The 17,589-nt window shown below is 54.5% G+C and carries 16 protein-coding genes; 3 read left to right on the top strand and 13 right to left on the bottom strand.

Annotated features, from left to right (window positions below; all coding sequences use genetic code 11):
* Positions 1 to 2: 2 nt before the first annotated feature.
* From pabC to yceD, 9 genes are all read right to left on the bottom strand, one after another.
* Positions 3 to 812, bottom strand: coding sequence for an aminodeoxychorismate lyase (gene pabC / locus AX755_RS05595; RefSeq protein WP_062856425.1), 810 nt, complete (start codon positions 810 to 812; stop codon positions 3 to 5).
* Between the two features lie 121 nt (positions 813 to 933).
* Positions 934 to 2,175 carry a beta-ketoacyl-ACP synthase II gene (gene fabF / locus AX755_RS05590; RefSeq protein ID WP_028028098.1) on the bottom strand — a complete coding sequence of 414 codons (1,242 nt, stop codon included), beginning with the start codon at positions 2,173 to 2,175 and terminating at the stop codon, positions 934 to 936.
* A 91-nt stretch (positions 2,176 to 2,266) separates the two neighbouring features.
* Positions 2,267 to 2,503, bottom strand: coding sequence for an acyl carrier protein (gene acpP / locus AX755_RS05585; protein ID WP_003857954.1), 237 nt, complete (start codon positions 2,501 to 2,503; stop codon positions 2,267 to 2,269).
* A gap of 154 nt (positions 2,504 to 2,657) precedes the next feature.
* The gene (gene fabG, locus AX755_RS05580) at positions 2,658 to 3,392 is read right to left on the bottom strand and encodes a 3-oxoacyl-ACP reductase FabG (RefSeq protein ID WP_013097120.1); all 735 of its coding nucleotides are present in this window, start codon (positions 3,390 to 3,392) and stop codon (positions 2,658 to 2,660) included.
* A 12-nt stretch (positions 3,393 to 3,404) separates the two neighbouring features.
* A complete protein-coding gene (gene fabD / locus AX755_RS05575; RefSeq protein ID WP_014831447.1) occupies positions 3,405 to 4,334 on the bottom strand; it encodes an ACP S-malonyltransferase in 930 nt (309 codons plus the stop codon).
* Positions 4,335 to 4,349: 15 nt separating this feature from the next.
* Positions 4,350 to 5,303: a beta-ketoacyl-ACP synthase III gene (locus AX755_RS05570; RefSeq protein WP_013097122.1), complete on the bottom strand. Its 954-nt coding sequence runs from the start codon at positions 5,301 to 5,303 to the stop codon at positions 4,350 to 4,352.
* Between the two features lie 6 nt (positions 5,304 to 5,309).
* Entirely contained in the window at positions 5,310 to 6,344 is a 1,035-nt protein-coding gene (gene plsX / locus AX755_RS05565) for a phosphate acyltransferase PlsX (RefSeq protein ID WP_060578773.1), read from the bottom strand.
* An 80-nt stretch (positions 6,345 to 6,424) separates the two neighbouring features.
* A complete protein-coding gene (rpmF, locus tag AX755_RS05560; protein ID WP_003857964.1) occupies positions 6,425 to 6,598 on the bottom strand; it encodes a 50S ribosomal protein L32 in 174 nt (57 codons plus the stop codon).
* Positions 6,599 to 6,614: 16 nt separating this feature from the next.
* Positions 6,615 to 7,136: a 23S rRNA accumulation protein YceD gene (gene yceD / locus AX755_RS05555; RefSeq protein ID WP_013097124.1), complete on the bottom strand. Its 522-nt coding sequence runs from the start codon at positions 7,134 to 7,136 to the stop codon at positions 6,615 to 6,617.
* A 140-nt stretch (positions 7,137 to 7,276) separates the two neighbouring features.
* On the opposite strand from yceD, the gene AX755_RS05550 reads away from it, so the two are divergent.
* The gene (locus AX755_RS05550) at positions 7,277 to 7,861 is read left to right on the top strand and encodes a Maf family protein (protein ID WP_028028074.1); all 585 of its coding nucleotides are present in this window, start codon (positions 7,277 to 7,279) and stop codon (positions 7,859 to 7,861) included.
* A gap of 94 nt (positions 7,862 to 7,955) precedes the next feature.
* Here AX755_RS05550 and rluC read toward each other — a convergent pair whose 3' ends face one another.
* Positions 7,956 to 8,903: a 23S rRNA pseudouridine(955/2504/2580) synthase RluC gene (gene rluC / locus AX755_RS05545; protein WP_028028073.1), complete on the bottom strand. Its 948-nt coding sequence runs from the start codon at positions 8,901 to 8,903 to the stop codon at positions 7,956 to 7,958.
* A gap of 571 nt (positions 8,904 to 9,474) precedes the next feature.
* Here rluC and rne point away from each other — a divergent pair.
* Positions 9,475 to 12,573: a ribonuclease E gene (rne, locus tag AX755_RS05540; protein WP_062856424.1), complete on the top strand. Its 3,099-nt coding sequence runs from the start codon at positions 9,475 to 9,477 to the stop codon at positions 12,571 to 12,573.
* Between the two features lie 40 nt (positions 12,574 to 12,613).
* Here rne and AX755_RS05535 read toward each other — a convergent pair whose 3' ends face one another.
* Positions 12,614 to 13,516: a LysR family transcriptional regulator gene (locus AX755_RS05535; RefSeq protein WP_062856423.1), complete on the bottom strand. Its 903-nt coding sequence runs from the start codon at positions 13,514 to 13,516 to the stop codon at positions 12,614 to 12,616.
* Between the two features lie 145 nt (positions 13,517 to 13,661).
* Here AX755_RS05535 and AX755_RS05530 point away from each other — a divergent pair, with 145 nt between their 5' ends.
* On the top strand, positions 13,662 to 14,876 hold the full coding sequence (locus AX755_RS05530) for an MFS transporter (protein WP_062856422.1): 1,215 nt from the start codon (positions 13,662 to 13,664) through the stop codon (positions 14,874 to 14,876).
* A 76-nt stretch (positions 14,877 to 14,952) separates the two neighbouring features.
* Here AX755_RS05530 and flgL read toward each other — a convergent pair whose 3' ends face one another.
* Together flgL and flgK are read right to left on the bottom strand one after the other, a co-directional pair.
* Positions 14,953 to 15,906, bottom strand: a complete 954-nt coding sequence (gene flgL, locus AX755_RS05525; RefSeq protein ID WP_062856421.1) for a flagellar hook-associated protein FlgL — start codon at positions 15,904 to 15,906, stop codon at positions 14,953 to 14,955.
* A gap of 14 nt (positions 15,907 to 15,920) precedes the next feature.
* On the bottom strand, positions 15,921 to 17,558 hold the full coding sequence (flgK, locus tag AX755_RS05520; RefSeq protein ID WP_013097132.1) for a flagellar hook-associated protein FlgK: 1,638 nt from the start codon (positions 17,556 to 17,558) through the stop codon (positions 15,921 to 15,923).
* Between the last annotated feature and the right edge of the window lie 31 nt (positions 17,559 to 17,589).

The following is a 17,589-nucleotide window of genomic DNA, read 5'->3' as shown; positions in this document are numbered from 1 at the left end:
GACTATCTGGTTTGCTCACATATCGGGGCTAAAAAAGAGAACAGCTCGCGCGATGGCAAGCAAATTTGACCATAAGCGCGGACAGGTATAACCGGCATCAGCGCGTTGCAAATAACGATTTCATCTGCTGCCTGCAACGCCTCTTCGCGTGCGTTAACTTCGACAACGTGAAAGTCAGAGCGTGCCAGCTGCTGCAAACAAAACTGACGCATAATACCGTTGACTCCCGCCTGTTCCAGCGAAGGCGTGAAAACAGTGTTGCCCTGCCGCCAGAATAAATTAGCCGCACAGCATTCCGTAATGAACCCTTCGCTGTCAAGAACCAGCGCTTCATCGGCTGTCGTCTGCTCAAGATGAGTACGGATTAGCACCTGCTCAAGACGATTGAGATGTTTTATCCCGGCAAGCATGGGGTTTCTTCCCAGACGTACCGGGCTGAGCGTCAGGGTAACGCCCTCTTCACGCCAGCGCGGATACTGGGCAGGATACGCAGAAACCGACAGCATCCGGGTGGGATGTTGGCAACTGACACCGCTATAACCCCGTCCACCGCTGCCGCGGCTGATAATGACCTTGAGTACCCCACTGGGCTTTCCGGACGCAAGCTGGCACATTTCCTGGCGCAACGTGTCCCATTGCGTAAAGGGGATCAGTAACGTTTTGCAGGCCGTTTGCAGACGACGTATATGCGCATCCAGCAGACACACGTCGCCATCCGCAATGCGCGCCGTGGTAAAGCAGCCATCACCAAACTGAGTCGCCCTGTCGCTTGCAGGCAGAGATTCTTGCTCAAGGCCATTGATTAAAAACATGGTGGCTCCTTATGCGTGGGCGTTTAGTCTGGCAGGATGTCGTGCAGCCGACAAGAAGATTAGCCTGAATAAAAAAGGCCCGACAAGCGGACCTTTTTTCACAGCCATAGGGTACGCAGACTCAGATCTTTTTGAAGATCAGAGAACCGTTAGTACCGCCAAAGCCGAAGGAGTTACACAGGGTGTACTCCATTCCACTCACCTGGCGCGCTTCGTGAGGAACGAAGTCCAGATCGCAACCTTCATCCGGGTTATCCAGGTTGATGGTTGGCGGAACAGCCTGGTCGCGCAGCGCAAGAATAGAGTAAATAGACTCTACAGCCCCCGCCGCACCCAACAGGTGACCGGTCATGGATTTTGTGGAACTGACCAGTACACGGCTGGCAGATTCACCGAAGATAGACTTAACAGCCTGAGCTTCTGCTTTATCGCCCGCAGGGGTAGAGGTACCGTGTGCGTTAACGTAGCCGATTTGCGCTGGGGTAATACCCGCATCGCGAATCGCGTTTTCCATGGCCAGCGCGGCGCCCGCACCATTTTCTGGCGGTGACGTCATGTGATAGGCATCGCTGCTCATACCAAAGCCAACGACTTCAGCATAAATTTTCGCGCCACGTTTTTTCGCATGTTCGTACTCTTCCAGAACGAGCATACCTGCACCATCGCCCAGCACGAAACCGTCACGGTCTTTGTCCCAAGGACGGCTTGCCGCCTGAGGATTATCGTTGCGGGTAGACAGCGCGCGCGCAGCACCAAAGCCACCCACGCCAAGCGGGGTACTGGCTTTTTCAGCACCGCCCGCCACCATAGCATCTGCATCGCCGTACGCAATCATACGCGCGGCCTGGCCGATGTTATGCACGCCAGAGGTACATGCGGTCGCGATAGAAATGCTTGGCCCACGCAGACCGAACATGATGGTCAGGTGACCCGCCACCATATTAACAATCGTGGACGGAACGAAGAACGGGCTGATTTTACGCGGTCCGCCATTCATGAGAGATGAATGGTTTTCCTCGATCAGACCAAGACCGCCAATCCCGGAGCCAATAGCGGCACCGATACGGGTTGCGTTCTCTTCCGTAATTTCAAGGCCAGAATCCTGCATGGCCTGAACGCCAGCGACAATTCCATATTGAATGAAGGCATCCATCTTGCGCTGTTCTTTGCGCGAGATGATCTCTTCACAGTTAAAATCCTTTACTAAGCCAGCAAATTTCGTTGCATAGGCGCTAGTATCGAAATGGTCGATTAGGCTGATGCCGCTCTGACCGGCAAGGAGAGCTTTCCAGGTGGACTCTACGGTATTGCCGACAGGAGACAACATGCCAAGTCCGGTCACAACTACACGACGCTTAGACACGTTTGTCCTCCAGGGAGGGATAAAAAAAGAGATTCGTGGGACTAAAAAAGATAAAACTCAGGCGGTCGAATGACCGCCTGGAGATGTTCACTTACGCCTGGTGGCCGTTGATGTAATCAATGGCAGCCTGAACGGTGGTGATCTTCTCAGCTTCTTCGTCCGGAATCTCAGTATCAAACTCTTCTTCCAGAGCCATTACCAGCTCAACGGTGTCAAGAGAATCTGCGCCCAGGTCTTCAACGAAGGAAGCGGAGTTCACAACTTCTTCCTGCTTAACGCCCAGCTGTTCGCCGATAATTTTCTTAACGCGTTCTTCGATAGTGCTCATACTCTTAAATTTCCTATCAAAACTCGCTTTCGCGATGGTTTTCGTAGTGTATAAAATGTTGAAAAATTTGCAACTAAATCCCGGCAGGTCTTACCACGATTTTACGTTATTTTGAGGCCAATCCCCCCAATAACGCAAATATTTTCGATCGTGATTAAACCATATACATCCCGCCGTTGACGTGGAGGGTTTCACCAGTGATGTAACCCGCTTCGTCAGAGGCTAAAAATGCAACCGCGCTGGCAATTTCTTTAGGGTCGCCTAAGCGGCCCGCAGGAACAGCTGCCAGCGTACCCGCACGCTGCTCATCAGTCAGCGCACGCGTCATGTCCGTTTCAATAAAGCCCGGAGCAACAACGTTTACAGTAATCCCGCGGGACGCGACTTCACGCGCCAGCGACTTACTGAAACCAATCAGACCTGCTTTCGCCGCAGCGTAGTTAGCCTGACCAGCATTTCCCATGGTACCAACCACAGAACCGACAGTGATAATACGACCATGACGCTTTTTCATCATAGCGCGCATTACCGCTTTTGACAGACGGAATACAGATGACAGGTTGGTTTCGATAATATCGTTCCACTCGTCGTCTTTCATTCGCATCAACAGGTTATCGCGAGTGATCCCGGCATTATTGACCAGAATATCCACTTCGCCAAACTCTGCGCGAATATTTTCCAGAACAGATTCGATAGATGCTGGTTCGGTCACATTCAGTACCAGACCTTTACCGTTCGCACCCAGATAGTCGCTGATGGCCTTCGCGCCATTCTCGCTGGTTGCTGTACCAATCACTTTCGCGCCGCGCGCGGCCAGTGTTTCAGCAATTGCACGCCCGATACCGCGGCTTGCGCCAGTGACCAGGGCAATTTTTCCTTCAAAACTCATGGTATTCCTCTTTTATTGCGAGAGTGCCGCTTCAATGGCTTCCGGCTCGTTAATCGCCGAGGCAGTCAGGGTGTCAACAATACGTTTTGTCAAACCAGTCAGGACTTTCCCTGGGCCGACTTCGTACAGGTGCTCAACGCCCTGAGAGGCCATAAACTCAACGGTTTTGGTCCACTGTACCGGGCTATAAAGCTGGCGAACCAGCGCATCACGGATAGCCTCCGGCGTGGTTTCACATTTCACATCGACGTTGTTCACAACGGAAATCGTCGGTGCGTTAAAGGTAATTTTTTCCAGTTCAACCGCCAGCTTGTCAGCAGCAGGTTTCATCAGCGCACAGTGGGACGGAACACTCACTGGCAGCGGCAGCGCACGTTTCGCCCCCGCGGCTTTACAGGCTGCACCTGCACGTTCAACCGCTTCTTTATGACCGGCGATAACCACCTGGCCTGGCGAGTTGAAGTTAACCGGTGAAACCACCTGACCTTCTGCTGATTCTTCACACGCTTTTGCGATGGAAGCATCGTCGAGACCGATAATAGCAGACATGCCGCCCGTGCCTTCTGGCACCGCTTCCTGCATGAATTTACCACGCAGTTCTACCAGGCGTACCGCGTCAGCAAAGGCGATCACACCGGCACAGACCAGTGCAGAGTATTCACCCAGGCTATGGCCCGCGAGCAGGGCTGGCGCTTTGCCGCCCTTCTGCTGCCAGACGCGCCACAGCGCAACGGAAGCAGTAAGCAGTGCTGGCTGAGTCTGCCAGGTTTTGTTCAGCTCTTCGGCCGGACCTTGTTGGGTCAGCGCCCATAAATCATAACCCAGCGCATCGGAAGCTTCACGGAAAGTCTCTTCGATTACCGGATAGTTTGCTGCCATTTCAGACAACATCCCAACGGTTTGAGAGCCCTGCCCCGGAAACACAAAAGCAAATTGCGTCATCTTTTAATCCTTATCCTAGAAACGAACCAGCGCGGAACCCCAGGTGAACCCGCCACCGAAGGCTTCAAGCAAGACCAACTGGCCCCGTTTGATTCGTCCGTCACGTACCGCTTCATCAAAGGCGCACGGTACTGACGCCGCAGAGGTATTGCCGTGGCGATCGAGCGTCACCACAACGTTATCCATCGACATGCCCAGCTTTTTCGCAGTTGCACTGATAATACGCAGGTTCGCCTGATGCGGCACCAGCCAGTCGAGTGCGGTGCGCTCAAGGCCATTCGCCTCCAGCGTTTCATCAACAATGTGGGCCAGTTCCGTCACCGCGACCTTAAACACTTCGTTACCTGCCATGGTCAGATAGATAGAGCTATCCGGATTCACACGGTCGGCATTAGGCAGCGTTAACAGTTCGCCATAGCTACCGTCAGCATGCAGATGCGTGGAGATGATGCCCGGCTCTTCAGACTGACCCAGCAGTACGGCACCCGCACCATCACCAAAAATAATGATCGTTCCGCGATCGGTTGGATCGCAGGTACGCGCCAGCACGTCAGCACCGATCACCAGCGCATACTTCACCGCGCCGGATTTTACATACTGATCGGCAACGCTCAATGCATAGGTGAAACCTGCGCAGGCTGCGGCAACGTCAAACGCCGGGCAGCCTTTAATACCGAGCATATTCTGCACCTGGCACGCTGCGCTTGGGAAAGCATGCGTGGCCGATGTTGTGGCAACCACGATCAAACCAATCTGATCTTTATCGATGCCCGCCATCTCGATAGCACGCTGTGCGGCTTCGTAACCCATGGTGGACACGGTTTCGTCTGGCGCGGCGATACGACGTTCACGGATACCTGTGCGCGTGACAATCCACTCGTCAGACGTATCTACCATTTTTTCCAGATCGGCGTTGGTTCGCACTTGTGTTGGCAGATAGCTGCCGGTACCAATAATCTTCGTATACATGTACGCTCAGTCACTTTTAGCTAATACAGATTCCAGGCGAGCGGCAATCCGCTGAGGGACTTGTCGCTGCACCGCCTGCACTGCCTGTTCAATGGCGACAGTAAATGCTCGCTGATTGGCGGCACCGTGACTCTTGATCACAATGCCGCGCAATCCTAACAGACAGGCGCCATTATACTGGTCGGGGTTGAGGTGACTGAATCGCCGCGTCAGGCTTTTTTGTAACCAACGCTTTAATAAAATCAGCCACCAGGCGCTTTTTTTACCTTCTCCCTGCGATTTGAGGAGAGAAAGGAACATTCGCACAACCCCTTCCATGGTTTTTAACGTCACGTTTCCAGTGAAGCCATCACACACCAGAACATCCGTTTTCCCCGTCAGCAACTCATTGGCTTCGAGATAACCAATATAGTTGATGGAGGGAACCTGTTTAAGCAATTCGGCAGCCTCACGAATGCTGTCCAGGCCTTTGGTCTCTTCTTCACCTATGTTCAGTAACGCAACACGGGGAGTCTTGATCCCGACCACTTCTTCTGCCAGCACCGACCCCATCACGGCAAACTGAGCCAGCATTGTACTATCACAATCGACGTTAGCGCCCAGATCGAGCACCACCGTTTTGCCCTTTTGCTGATGCGGGAGTACCGTCACCAGCGCCGGACGCTCAATGCCCTCAATAGGCTTGAGCAGTAATTTCGACAGCCCCATCAGCGCGCCGGTATTTCCCGCGCTGACGCAGGCCTGCGCACGTCCTTCTTTTACCAGCTCCAGCGCCATTCGCATAGAGCTGCCACGGCTATTGCGAATCGCCTGCGATGGCCGGGCATCACTGGCAATAACTGACTGCGCAGGAATAATCTGCAGACGTGAACGTTGTTCGAAGTCAGCTTTTGCAAGTAATGGCGTGATTGTGTCGGGATTGCCGACTAAAAGAAGTGTGAGTTGCGAATTAGAATTCAGTGCCTGCAATGCTGCAGGCACCGTCACGGAAGGCCCAAAATCTCCTCCCATGACATCTAACGCCAGGGTTAGACGTGTCAAGGTATCGTCGCAGCCTGGTTCGGTAAATTCCCCGTTTGCACGGGGAGTTCCTCACTAAGCCTAATCACGCAAACGCGTGATTACTTAGTGATAACCTTGCGGCCGCGGTAGAAACCGTCAGCAGTGATGTGGTGACGCAGGTGTTTCTCACCAGAAGTCTTATCTACAGACAGGCTGGTAACTGCAGTCAGCGCGTCATGGGAACGACGCATGCCACGTTTGGAACGGGTTGGTTTATTCTGTTGTACGGCCATGGACCTTACTCCTCAATTACTTACGCTTTAAGCTGGCTAATACGGCAAATGGGTTTGGTTTTTGCGCTTCATCAGGCAGTTCCCCAAAGACCATGTCCGCCTCGGACACTTCACAGTGTTCAGAATCATGCACCGGAACCACTGGCAAGGTGAGGATGATTTCATCTTCAACCAGAGCCAGAAGATCGATTTCACCGAATTCGTTAACCTCAATCGGCTCATACGCTTCCGGGAGTGCCTCAGCCTGTTCGTCAGAACGAACCGGACTGAAACAATACGTTGTGTGAACGTGCTGTGTGAACGGTTTCCCGCAACGCTGACATTCGAGCGTTACCGTCACCTTTGCATCACCGGTTAAAACGGCAAGGCGCTGGTTATCGATAGCGAACGACATGGAGCATTCCACATCACTGTCCACACTGACTACGGATTCGGCAATACGCTCAGCCTGATCGGAAGTATAGATACCTTCGTAATCGAGGCGTTTTTGAGCCGTACGAACCGGATCAAGAGTCAGGGGTAATTTTACCTTTTGCATAGGGCGCGCATATTAACTTTGTAACGTCATATAGTCAAAGAAAAAGGCAACCAGGGCTGCCTTTTGCCAATTATTCGCACACATTGCGGCCTGTAGTTTAAAATGGCTGGCATCGATACGCTATATCTGGTGATAAAAATATGCCAAATCTCGTTCTCGCTTCCACTTCTCCCTACCGCCGAATGTTGCTGGAAAAGCTCGGGATCCCGTTTGTGTGTGCCGCGCCGGACGTTGACGAGACGCCACAACCTGGCGAGTCGCCGCGTCATCTAGTGACGCGTCTGGCGAAAGAGAAAGCACAATCGCTTGCCGCACAATACCCTTCGCATTTGATTATAGGCTCCGATCAGGTTTGCGTGCTGGATGGTGTCATCACCGGTAAGCCACACACCGAAGAGAATGCCTGTAAACAGCTTATGCAGGCGCGCGGCAATATTGTTACCTTTTATACCGGCCTCGCGCTCTACAACTCCGCCGTGGGCCACCTGCAGACCGAATGCGAACCGTTTGATGTTCACTTCCGACACCTGAGCGAGCAAGAAATCACTGATTATGTGCGTCGTGAACGGCCGCTGAACTGCGCCGGCAGTTTTAAAAGTGAAGGTCTTGGGATTGCGCTCTTCGAAAAGCTGGAGGGGCGTGATCCGAACACGCTGGTGGGCTTACCGCTGATTGCGCTGTGCCAGATGTTAAGACGCGAAGCGTGTAATCCGCTGACGGCGTGACCGTTGCAACCTGATGCCCTCACCCCGGCCCTCTCCCACAGGGAGAGGGGGCAAACATAAAAAACGGCAATTCCGTTGCCGTTTAACTTTTACCTTAGCCGCGCAGAACTTTCAGGCAGCGTTTCAACTGCTCATCCAGCGGCGCTTCAATACGTATAGTCTCGCCGGTATTCGGATGGGTAAACTTCAGCGCTGCCGCATGGAGGAACAGACGCGACAGCCCCGTCCCCGCCAGTTGCTTATCAAATTCCCTGTCGCCATAGCGATCGTCAAACGCAATCGGATGGCCAGCAAACTGGGTATGCACGCGAATCTGGTGGGTTCGGCCCGTCACCGGGCTACAGCGCACCAGGGTGGCAAACTCATAGCGCTCTTCTACTTTAAAGCGCGTCTCAGACGGTTTACCTTCCTGGCTGACGCGAACGATTCGCTCACCGCTTTGCAAAATATTTTTCAACAGCGGGGCCTGCACCACTTTCACGTGGGACTGCCACTGACCGCGCACCAGCGCCAGATAATCTTTCTGCATCCCTTTTTCGCGCAGCTGCTCGTGCAACGAGCGCAGGGCTGAACGTTTTTTGGCGACCAGCAGCACGCCAGAGGTGTCACGATCGAGACGGTGAACCAGTTCGAGGAAACGGGCTTCCGGGCGCAGCGCGCGCAGCCCTTCAATCACGCCGAAGCTGAGACCGCTGCCGCCGTGTACCGCCGTACCCGACGGTTTATTCAGCACCAGGATATGGTCATCTTCATACAGGATCACATCACTCAGGGCGGCCACCTTCTGCAGCTTAGGCGACACGACCTCTTCTTCACGTTCGGCAACACGCACCGGCGGGATACGCACTTCGTCACCGGCTTCGAGCTTATACTCAGGCTTCACGCGTTTTTTGTTAACCCGCACCTCGCCCTTACGCAGGATGCGGTAAATCATGCTTTTTGGTACCCCTTTCAGTTGGGTGCGCAAAAAGTTATCGATACGTTGCCCCGCTTCATCATCGGCGATAGCAACCATTTTTACGGCTGGAGTCTCTGTTTTCATGGTTGGCGATTCTAAATATCGTCAGGCATTAGCGCCACTCATTTTTCTATGCTTATATTTACTTTTATCCGGCCTGCCCCGGTTTCGCGCAATCGATTTGGTGGTTATTAAACCAATCACCATCCTGAAGTGAAGAAACTGTGAGTAACCGGGTGATAATTGGTAAAAGTCATCTTGCTATAACCCGGCGAGCAGTGGAATAATGAAGCCGTTTTCCGCGTTAAATCCGGGTTTTGTAAGGATGTCGACGGAATGACCAATTTTGTCTGACCGATCATCCACGCAGCAATGGCGTAAGACGTATTGATCTTTCAGGCAGTTAGCGGGCTGCGGGTTGCAGTACTTCCCGGTATAAGGATTGTTCTCTGGAGAGTTCTACCCAGGCAATTCCCCTGATAATTGCGCTGTGTTTCCGTATGAAACACAGGCAACCGACACTCTGCGCCTCTTAAGCGAGCGACAACCGTGAGGTTGGCGACGTGAATAGACACGAGGCCATCGGTTCATACCCCGGAAAGCGCCACCTTGCCCGCAGCTTTGTCGTCAATGTAAGAATAACGAGTAAGTTACGATGAAAAGAATGTTAATCAACGCAACTCAGCAAGAAGAGTTGCGTGTCGCCCTTGTGGATGGGCAGCGCCTGTACGATCTGGATATCGAAAGTCCTGGACACGAACAGAAAAAAGCGAACATTTACAAAGGTAAAATCACCCGCATTGAACCAAGCCTTGAGGCTGCATTTGTCGATTACGGTGCTGAGCGTCATGGTTTCCTCCCTCTGAAAGAAATCGCCCGCGAATATTTCCCTGCTAACTACAACGCTCATGGCCGTCCGAATATCAAAGATGTTCTGCGTGAAGGTCAGGAAGTGATTGTTCAGATTGATAAAGAAGAGCGCGGCAACAAAGGTGCCGCACTGACAACCTTTATCAGCCTGGCGGGAAGTTATCTGGTACTGATGCCAAACAACCCGCGTGCGGGTGGTATCTCTCGCCGTATCGAAGGCGATGACCGTACCGAACTGAAAGAAGCGCTGGCCAGTCTTGAACTGCCGGATGGCATGGGTCTTATCGTGCGTACCGCCGGTGTGGGCAAATCTGCCGAAGCGCTGCAGTGGGACTTAAGCTTCCGTCTGAAGCACTGGGAAGCTATCCAGAAAGCAGCAGAAAGCCGCCCTGCGCCGTTCCTGATCCACCAGGAAAGTAACGTTATTGTACGTGCCTTCCGCGACTATCTGCGTCAGGATATCGGTGAAATTCTCATCGACAACCCGAAAGTGCTTGAGCTGGCTCGCCAGCACATCGCCGCACTGGGTCGTCCGGACTTCACCAGCAAAATCAAACTGTACACCGGCGAAATCCCGCTGTTCAGCCACTATCAGATTGAATCCCAGATTGAGTCCGCCTTCCAGCGTGAAGTCCGTCTGCCATCCGGCGGTTCTATCGTTATCGATACCACAGAAGCGCTGACCGCTATCGACATCAACTCCGCACGTGCGACGCGCGGCGGCGATATCGAAGAGACCGCCTTCAACACCAACCTTGAAGCCGCTGATGAAATCGCCCGCCAGCTCCGCCTGCGCGACCTGGGTGGTCTGATTGTTATCGACTTTATCGACATGACCCCTGTTCGTCACCAGCGTGCGGTTGAAAACCGTCTGCGCGAAGCGGTGCGCCAGGATCGTGCGCGTATCCAGATTAGCCATATTTCACGCTTCGGCCTGCTGGAGATGTCCCGCCAGCGCCTGAGCCCGTCTCTGGGCGAATCCAGCCATCACGTTTGCCCGCGCTGCTCCGGTACCGGGACCGTTCGTGATAACGAATCTCTGTCTCTCTCTATTCTGCGTCTGATTGAAGAAGAAGCGCTGAAAGAGAACACCAAAGAGGTTCACGCCATTGTTCCGGTGCCAATTGCCTCCTACCTGCTGAACGAAAAACGTGCCGCGGTGAGTGCCATTGAAGCGCGCCAGGGCGGCGTTCGCTGCATCATCGTGCCAAACGACCAGATGGAAACGCCGCACTATCACGTGCTGCGTGTCCGTAAAGGCGAAGAGACCAGCACGCTCAGCTACCTGCTGCCGAAGCTGCATGAAGAAGAGATGGCGCTGCCATCTGATGAAGAGCCAGCCGAGCGTAAACTGCCAGAGCAGCCTGCGTTAGCGACCTTCATCATGCCGGAAGCTCCGCCAGAAAGTGCCCTGGAAAAACCAGCGGCTAAACCTGCGGCACAAAAACCGGCAGTGGCGGCAAAAGCCGAGCCAGCACAACCGGGTCTGCTGAGCCGTTTCTTTGGCGCGCTGAAGAAAATGTTCGCAGGTGAAGAAGTTCAGCCAGAGCAGCCGAAAGAAGAACCTAAAGCGGCTAAACCTGAGCGTCAGCAGGACCGTCGTAAGCGTCAGAACAACCGCCGCGATCGTAATGACCGCAGCGACCGTAACGAGCGTCGTGACAACCGTTCGGACAACAATGAAGGCCGTGAGCAACGCGAAGACAACCGTCGCAACCGTCGCGAGAAACAACAGCAGAACGTTGAAGATCGTGAAATTCGCCAGCAGGCGGGCGATGAGTCCGAGAAGAGCAAACAGCGCGACGAGCAGCAGCCTCGCCGTGAGCGTAACCGTCGCCGTAACGACGAAAAACGCCAGGCGCAGCAGGACGTCAAAAACCTGAATCGCGAAGAGCCTGCTGAGCAGCAGGAGACCGAGCAGGAAGAACGTACTCAGGTAATGCCACGTCGTAAGCAGCGCCAGCTGACTCAGAAAGTGCGCGTCGGTGCTGTTCAGGCAGAAGAAACCGCAGCTGTCGCAGCCGAAGTGACAGAAACCACAACGGGCACGCAGGTTGCGAAAGTTGATCTCCCGGCCGTCGTGGAAAATCAGGTAGAGCAGGATGAAAACGGTGAAAACCGTGACAACGCGGGTATGCCACGTCGCTCGCGCCGTTCTCCGCGTCATCTGCGCGTGAGCGGTCAGCGTCGTCGTCGCTACCGTGACGAGCGTTACCCAACGCAGTCCCCAATGCCAATGACCGTGGCGTGCGCGTCACCTGAAATGGCATCCGGTAAAGTCTGGATCCGCTACCCTGTTGCTCGCCCGGAACAGGCTGTTGAAGAACAGGCAGTGACCGAAGAGGTGATTGCACCAGCAGCAGCGGCAGAAGAGGTTGTAACGGAAGCGGCAACCGTGGTTGAACCACAGGTTGTTGAAACTGAAGCACCTCACGCTGTGGACGTCGAAACCACCCATCCAGAAGTGATTGCTGCGCCGGTTGATGCCGCGCCGCAGCTTATTGCCGAAGAAGATGCCGTGGTGGCTGAAGAAGTCGCTGAAGAGGCTGAACCTGTAGCCGCAGTGGAAGAAACCGCTGAAACCATCGTTGAAACCACGACCGAAGAGGTTGTGCAGGACGTTGAGATTCAGGTTGAACCTGTTGTTGAAGAAGCGAAAGCGCCGGAAGTGAAACCCGAGCCGGTGAAGGTTGCCGTCGCGCCTGCGCACGTTGCCACAGCACCGATGACTCGCGCCCCTGCGCCTGAGTATGTGCCTGAAGCACCGCGTCACAGCGACTGGGTTCGCCCGGAGTTCAACTTCGAAGGTAAAGGTGCTGCCGGTGGTCACAGTGCTACGCACAAGGCTACTGCACCAGCAACCCGTCCGCAGTCAGTTGAATAACGCACGCTAAGTGTGCAAGCCGACCTTCGGGTCGGCTTTTTTATGGCTGCGGTAGCGGCTTTCTCATTCCAGTGACCTCCGGCATGATCTGCCGCATCAACTCCAGAAAACGCCGCAAGCGCGCCGGATAGTAACGGGACCAGGGGTAAACCAGATGCACCGGTAACGCCGCCGGCTGCCACTCGGGCAGTAAATGCACCAGCCGCCCTTCCCGAATATCCTCCTGAACCGTCCAGCTTGATACCACCGCCACGCCAAGCCCGGTGAGAGCCGTATTGCGTGCGACATACAGACTGTCGGTACTGAGGCGGGGAGTAATCGCCACGCGCGCGGTGGCTGGCGAGGCATCGTGAAAAAGCTCCACATGGCGCTGGTAGAAAGAGCTGATGGCTATCCAGGGAAGCTGCTGCAAATCTTCCGGGGTGTTAACCGCCGGAAAACGGGCCAGCAATGCCGGAGAAGCCACCACTGAGCGCGGCACCTCAGCCAGCAGCACGGACACGGTCGCCGGGTCAACCTCGATGCCCACCCGAATCGCACAGTCAAGGTTGTCGCCGAGAAAGTCAGCCGACCGGTCGTTGAGCATCCACTCAATAGAAAGCTGCGGATAACGCTGTAGAAATTCGGTTAACGGTTTCAGGAGCTGATCCTGACCAAACGCGTGCGGGGCGCGTACCCGCAGGACGCCTAGCGGTTCGTCTTCTGTCTGCCCTACCTCATCTTCCAGTGCCAGCCAGCTGTCAATCACCCGACGGGCGTGCTGATAGCAGCGCTCGCCGTCATCCGTCAGACGCGTCGTGTGAGTAGTGCGCAATATCAGGCGCACACCGAGCATCGTCTCAAGCGACTGCAACCGTCGGCTCACCGTGGCCTGGGTGGTTGCCAGCTGCCGTGCCGCCGCAGAGAGGGACCCGGCCTCAACAATACGAACAAACGTCCGCATTAGCTCCACCCTGTCTATACGCTCAACTCTTTTAATCATCTTTTTGCCTATACGCTAAACGTATAAGCGTTTTACCACCGGGCCCGCTACCGCTGCAAGGCGTGCTGATAAAAAATAGCCACACACGATGAATGAGGAACATCTTATGAACACAACATCCGCCGCCCATGCCGTAAGCCGCTGGGTCATCTTAATGCTGGCGCTCGGTGCGGGCTTCAGTGTGGCATCCATCTATTATGCCCAGCCTCTGCTGCCGCTGATGGGCGCTGACCTGCACCTGAGTATCGAAGGAATGGGCATGGTCCCGACGCTTACCCAGGCGGGATATGCTCTGGGGATCCTGTTCCTGCTGCCGCTCGGCGACCGCCACGACCGCAGAACACTGATCCTGATAAAAAGTGCAGCCCTGGCGCTATTTCTGCTTGGCTGTAGCCTGACCGGACAGATCCACTCCCTGCTGCTGGCAAGTCTGCTTATCGGCATGGCCGCCACCATGGCGCAGGATATCGTCCCTGCCGCGGCAATCCTTGCACCGGAAGGCAAACAGGGGAAAACCGTCGGTACGGTGATGACCGGCCTGTTGCTGGGTATTCTGCTCTCCCGAACCGTCAGCGGCGTGGTAGGTGAGGCTTTTGGCTGGCGCATCATGTACCAGCTGGCTGCCGCGAGCATTGCGTTTATCGGCGTTGTTATGTGGGCCGTACTCCCGCGGTTTGCCATCCACTCCACCCTGAGCTATCCGGCGCTGCTGCGTTCTATGGAACACCTGTGGCGTCGTTATCCGGCTCTGCGCCGCGCGGCGCTGGCTCAGGGTTTTCTGTCGATTGCCTTTAGCGCCTTCTGGTCCACGCTGGCAGTGATGCTGCTGGAACGTTATCACTTAGGAAGTGCGGTCGCGGGGGGATTTGGTATTGCAGGTGCTGCAGGTGCGTTAGCCGCCCCGCTGGCGGGAGGTCTGGCCGATAAGCTGGGCGCCGGGAAAGTCACGCAGCTCGGTGCGCTTCTCGTGACCGTCTCATTTGCCCTGATGTTCCTGATGCCCGCGCTGGGCCTTCATGGACAACTCATCCTGATTGCCCTCTCCGCCGTCGGGTTCGATCTGGGTCTGCAGTCAAGCCTGGTGGCGCATCAGAATCTGGTGTATAGCCTTGAGCCGCAGGCCCGTGGACGCCTGAACGCCCTGCTCTTTACGGTAATCTTTATCGGCATGGCACTGGGCTCTGCGCTGGGCAGTAATATCTATACGCTGGCAGGATGGACTGGGGTGGTCGCGCTTGCGACGGTATGCGGCGTCATTGCGCTGGTCATTCGCCTGATTGAGAGTGCTCGCGTCAGCGCCGTGCAGGCAGACATCGCCTAAAAAAAATGCCCAATCCAGACGGATTGGGCAGTCAAAACATGCCCAGTTTCAAGACATGTTCTAAGAGGTAAAGATGTTATTTGTTCAACTGGAACAGCGACATACCCTGCATATCGCTAAACGCTTTATAGGACGCCTGCAAGGCAGCCTGCTGCATAATGTAAGAAGAAATGGCACTGTTCCAGTCAACATCGACCAAATCGCTCATCTGCTGAGTCTGCCCCAGCGCACGGTCATCGCCCAGGTTATCGAGTTTTTCCAGTTCGTTCATCTTGGTACCCACATCCGCCACGACGGTAAGGACATTGTTCTGGGTATTGGTGATGCCGATCTGTGCATCAGAAATCGCTTTGTTCTGCACTTCCGCCGCCGCAGAGTCGTTATCAACAGGAACCTTGAGCGCGGAAATCGCCGAGTCGAGGATCTTGAACATATTCGTCTCGCCATAACCGCCGCCAGGCAGTTCTTTGGCGTTGCTGGTAATACTTTCGAAGATCTGCTGACCAGTGTGGCTAATCACCATATTACGGGCGGTATCAACCTGCTGAGAGATGGCCTGTGTTCCGCCGTTGTAATCACCGGTAACGGAATCAAACGGTGGCGCTTCGGTCTTATAGCCAGCAAAAATATACCGGCCATTACCATCCGCTGAGTTTGCCAGGTTCATCAGCTGATCGCGGATACCCTGCAAGTCACTCGCCAGTGACAGACGATCGTCATCACTTAACGTGCCATTTCCTGCGTTAACGAGTTTCTCTTTCGCACTGGTAATTGCCGCGTTAATCTGGCTCAGCACGTTATCTTCCAGAGAGACTTTTTGCGTGGCGAACGTTCTCGCCAGGGCAAACTGGCTATTCTGGGATTGAGATTGTGACAGCACAACCGCCTGCGACGCCGCAATAGGATCGTCCGACGGACGGTTAACACGCTTACCAGTGGACATTTGCTCACCGTAGCTCAGCCACTTGCTCTGGGAATCGGTGATTCCCCGCATGTTCTGGTCGTACATCATCTGGGTGCTAATACGCATTTTTCACCTCAGCCTTAGCGAATATTGATAATTGCATCAAAAAGCGTGCTGGCAGTTTGTAAAACCTGCGCATTGGCAAGGTAATACTGCTGATAGCGCTGCAGGTTGCCATACTCTTCGTCGAGGTTTACCCCAGAGATGGACTGCTGCTGCTTAGTCAGTTGCGTCGCCACATTCGCTTTCGTTTCGCTGCTGGTTTTCAGCGCGGCGGTTGAGCTACCGACCGTACTGACGAGGGAAGCATAGGCATCGTTGAAAGTCTTATTGCCGCCAACAACCTTACTGTTTTGCAGATCGAGCAGTTTTTGGCCATTGCGGTTGTCGCTCTCGCCGCCGTTGCTTGCGGATGCCATAGCCAGTTTGGACTCATCTTTGAACTTGAGCTCCATATTGACGATGACATCAGAAACAGGCTTGACGATGAAACTGTCTTTGGCGTTCGCGCTACCGGTCACGTTGACGCTCAGGCCATCAAAGGAGAGATTGCCACTTGCGTCCGGGGCCATGGTGAAGCTGGTTTTATCCGAACGGGTGATCGTCCAGTCGGTGCCGTTAAACTGCAGCTTATAATCGGTGGCCTGCACTTTGGTGCTGTCTGCCACAGTGGCCGTCATTGCGGCCGTACCGGTATTGCGGCTGTTGGTTACCACGGCTGGCGAACCAAAGTCGAACAGCTTGCCACCAGCATCGCCATTGGCATCAAACCCGGCTTCATGCTGCTTATTCATCGCGTCCGCAAAGGCCAGTGCCAGCTGGTTGAGGTTGTTACGCGCTTTATCCAGATCTTCTGAGCGGAACGTAAACAAGCCCCCCAGCGAACCGGTGGTGACCATTTTCTCGGGAATTTCGACGTTGCCGGACACCTCATCGCTGTAGGCGATAGTCGTCCGGGTCGGATCGGCGCTGGATTTCACCGCAGCTAACTGGTTTGCTTTGCTCCCCTGCACCAGGCTGTAACCGTTGCCAAAGGAGACGTTATAGGTGCCACCATCCTGAACAGCCACTTCAACACCCACAATTTGGTTCAGCTCACTCACCAGCTGATCGCGCTGATCCAGCAGGTCATTTGGCGATGAACCTGCCCCTACGCCGGTAAGACGGGAAATCTGATCGTTCAGATTCGCAATCTGTTTTGCGTAGTTGTTGATCTGCTCAACGCTTGAAGCGATGGCGGTATTAACCTGAGAATCCTGATCGCGAAGATACTGGTCGTTCGTTTTAAACTGATTGACCAGACCATCCGCTTTTCCCAGCACCGTCTGTCTGGCGGCCGGGTCTTCCGCGTTACTCACCAGCGTTTGCAGGCTTTTGAAGAAATCCTGAAGCGTCGTCGAAAGTGAGTTGGTGGAATCAGAGAGCACATCGTCAATTTTTGACATCTGCTGATAGCGCGTCGTCAGACCGCTACTCTGCGTTTGCGCGGCGCGCAGTTGGTTGGTGATGAAAGCATCATATTCACGCTGTACACCAGACACATACACCCCGTTGCCCACCCAGCCACCGCCGGTCAGCGTGCTGTTAGACGCACCCAGCACGGTCGTCTGGCGGGTGTAACCTGCCACGTTATAGCTTGAAATATTATTACTGACGGTATTGAGTGCCGCCTGAGCAGCACTGAGGCCACTCATGGCGCTGTTAATCAAACTGGACATGGAGGTTCCTTTTATTCGTTCAGACACGAGT

It is taken from the genome of Enterobacter sp. SENG-6, assembly GCF_001605945.1.
GTDB classification, from domain to species: domain Bacteria; phylum Pseudomonadota; class Gammaproteobacteria; order Enterobacterales; family Enterobacteriaceae; genus Enterobacter; species Enterobacter cloacae.
This window is presented reverse-complemented; position numbering and strand designations above follow the sequence as displayed.